This is a genomic window from Kitasatospora sp. NPDC091257 (genome assembly GCF_044757675.1).
Lineage (GTDB): Bacteria > Actinomycetota > Actinomycetes > Streptomycetales > Streptomycetaceae > Kitasatospora > Kitasatospora lactacystinica.
Window position 1 is genome coordinate 1 of sequence record NZ_JBIVVI010001044.1, and the last position, 3,262, is coordinate 3,262.

2 protein-coding genes are annotated in these 3,262 nt (G+C 75.9%); both read left to right on the top strand.

Translation table 11 applies throughout. The annotated features are described in order from the left end of the window. The first annotated feature begins 172 nt into the window (after positions 1–172). Positions 173–547: an ATP-binding protein gene (locus ACIQOV_RS34045; protein ID WP_401054655.1), complete on the top strand. Its 375-nt coding sequence runs from the start codon at positions 173–175 to the stop codon at positions 545–547. Positions 548–1,043: 496 nt separating this feature from the next. After that, positions 1,044–3,262 (top strand): SpoIIE family protein phosphatase (locus ACIQOV_RS34050; protein WP_401054657.1); only part of this gene is annotated, 2,219 nt, incomplete at its 3' end.

Consider the following 3,262-nt stretch of genomic DNA (forward strand, 5'->3'; position numbering starts at 1 on the left):
GGCCCGGATTTCAGGGCGGGGGCATGGGTTGATGGACGGTCAGTCGCGATTCCCGCGGCAGCGGACGAGTTCCGGCGACGCCTACCGGTCCGGGCCGGTCCAGGGGCCGACCGGCAGCACCGGGACGACCCTGCCGGGTGCACCGGCTCCGGGTTGTGCCCTGCACCGGCGGTTGCACCTCACGCTCGATCCGGCGGACCTGGTCGGGGTGGGCGCGGTCCGGCGGCGGCTGCGTTCGGCGCTGAGCCACTGGGGGGTGCCGGAGCTGTCCGACACCGCCGAGCTGCTCTCCTCCGAGCTGGTCACCAACGCGCTGCTGCACACGGGCACGGGCGCGGTGTTCGACGCGGTGCTCGACTCGGACCACCGGCTGCGGATCGAGGTGCAGGACGGCACCAGCAGACTTCCCGGGCGCCGCCGCGATCCGGAGGCCGAGTACGCGACCTCGGGGCGCGGCCTGCTGCTGGTGGAGGCGCTCGCGGACTCCTGGGGCGTACAGCTGCGCGGCGACGGCAAGGTCACCTGGTTCGAACTCGCCACGCCCTGATCCCGGCTCCGGCGCCGGCACAGTCTCTCGGCATCGGCATCGGCATCGGCATCGGCATTGGCACCGGCACCGGTCTCGGCATCGGCGCGGCCACGGCCCGACGGCCCCCGGGCCCGTCACCGGGCCCGCCGCCGGGGTCGTACGATCGTTCGCCATCGATTGATTCGCTGTCGAAGGAAGCCCGGAACAGAAGGCGGAACGGAAGGTTTCCGGCCCGTTGGCATTGCCGCTCGGCCGAACATTGGCCAGGATGGTGGGAATGTGTGTCCACGTGGCGGGAAGCAGCGGGGAGACCGAACCTCGACTGGCCACCGTCCGTCGCACCGTCCTATCCAGCACGACCCATCACACCGCCATGCGGCCCGTCCGGACGGTCGGCGCGGTCCGCCACGGCAGCGGCAGGAGCAGCATGCCCACTGAGCCCGAGTCGCCGGGGCCGGCACTTCCTCCCGGCGCGGCGCCCGCCGTCGAGCCGCGAACCGTGGAACCGCGAAGCGTGGAGCCGCGCACCGCCGACCCGAGAGCCGCCGGGCCGCGAGCGGTCGGACAGCGGGCCGTCGAGCCGCGCGTCGCCGAGCAGCCGGGCGCCCCGGAGCCGCGCACTCCCGGGCGGCCCGTCGCCGGCGCCACCACCACCGGGACCGGCCGGGCCCGGCCGCCCGCCCAGACCACGCGCCGCGGCTCCGCGGTGCGCCCGTCGCCGAGCCTCGCCGCCGCCCGGCTGGCGCCCGTGCTGTCGGGCGGACTGCCGCCGTCCTCCGCGGACACCATGCCGGACTGGCTGGAGCCCGCGATGGCGGCCAACGGCATCGGCTCCTTCGACTGGGACATCCGCCGCGACGTCCTGGAGGGCGACCAGCGGGCCTGCACGATCGTCGGACTGGACGCCCTGGAGCACGGGCGCTTCGACCGCACCGCCGCCTCCTTCCTGGCCCTGCTGCACCCCGAGGACGCGCCCGTGGTGCGCCGCCGGGTCGAGCGCGCGGTGGCCGAGCTGGGCCAGTGCGGCGCCTACTACCGCACGGTCGGGGCGAAGGGCGGCATGCGCGCCGTGCGCTTCCGCGGCCGGGTGCTCGCCGACGCCTTCGGCCGGGCCTCCCGGATGGTCGGCTTCGTCTGGGACGCCACCGTCGAGCTGCACAAGCGGGACCACGCCGACCGGATGGCGCTGCTGCGCGAGGAGCGCTCCCGGTTCATCAAGGAGGCGGCGCGCGCCCTCTCCGAAGCCGTCACCGTGCGTGACGTGGCCCGGGTGTTCACCGAGCTGCCGCTGCCCGGGCTGCCGCCGGACGGCCTGGTGCTGGCCTCCTTCGAGGCCGGCCGGGCGCAGATCCTCGGGGCCTCCGGCTACCGCGCCGACACGCTGGCGGTCTGGGACCGCACCGTGCTGCCGCCCGGGCACCCGGCGGCCGAGGCGCTGCGCCACCGTACGCCGGTCTTCGTCTCGACCCGCGAGGAGTTCCGCGAGGGCTACCCCGAGGTGTGGGAGCCGACCAGCCGCAGCGGCCGGGGTTCCTGGGCGTACCTGCCGCTGGTGGCCAGCGGCCGGGCGATCGGCGTGTGCGTGGTCAGCTTCGACGACGAGCGCGAGCTCGACGCGGACGAGCGCACCCTGCTCACCACCCTGGGCGGGCTGGTCGCCCAGTCGCTGGCCCGGGCCCGGCTGCACGACGCCGAGCACGAGCTGGCGGCCGGCCTCCAGCGGGTGATGCTGCCGCGCACCGTCCCGTCCGTCCCGGGCGTGACCACGGCGGTGCGCTACCTCGCGGCCGGTTCCGGCCTCCAGATCGGCGGCGACTGGTACGACGTGGTGCCGCTGCCCGGCGGACACGTCGGCCTGGTGATCGGCGACGTCCAGGGGCACGACGTGCACGCCGCCGGGATCATGGGCCAGCTGCGGATCGCGTTGCGCGCCTACGCGGCCGAGGGCCACCCGCCCGCCGCCGTGATGGCCCGCGCCTCGCGCTTCCTCGCCGACCTCGACACCGACCACTTCGCGACCTGCGCCTACGCCGAGGTCAACGTGGACTACGGCGTGGTCTACGCCGTCCGGGCCGGCCACCTCGACCCGGTGGTGCGCCGCGCGGACGGCACCGCCGCCGTGGTGCCGGTGGCCGGCGGGCTGCCGCTGGGCATCGACCCGGACCAGGAGTACCGGGTCACCCGGTTCAGCCTGGACCCGGGCGAGACCGTGCTGCTCTGTACGGACGGCCTGGTCGAGGCGCGCGGCATGGACCTGGACGAGGGCATCGCCCGGCTCACCCGGGCGCTCGCCCGCCCGCTGCCGGACGCCGCGCAGGCCGCCCGCGACCCGCTGGAGGAGCTGGCCGACCGGATCGCCTCCCAGGCCGCCGACTCCAGCGAGCGCGAGGACGACATAGCGCTGCTGCTCCTGCGCTGGGACGGCCCGGCCGGCGGCCTGACCGCCCAGCAGCTGCGCCGCCGGATCGGCCAGGCCGACCTGGCGCGGGTGGCCGAGGTGCGGGCCGAACTGCGCGACGCGCTGCGCCGCTGGGGCGTGGCCGAGTTCATCGACACCGCCGAGCTGCTCTCCTCCGAGCTGGTCACCAACGCCATCCGGCACACCGACCGGGACGCCATGTTCACCGCCCGGCTCTACCGGGAGCCGGAGGCGGACGGCGGCCGGGCCCGGCTGCGGGTCGAGGTGGAGGACGAGTCGGACCTCTGGCCGACCCGCCGGACGCCGGGGGAGCA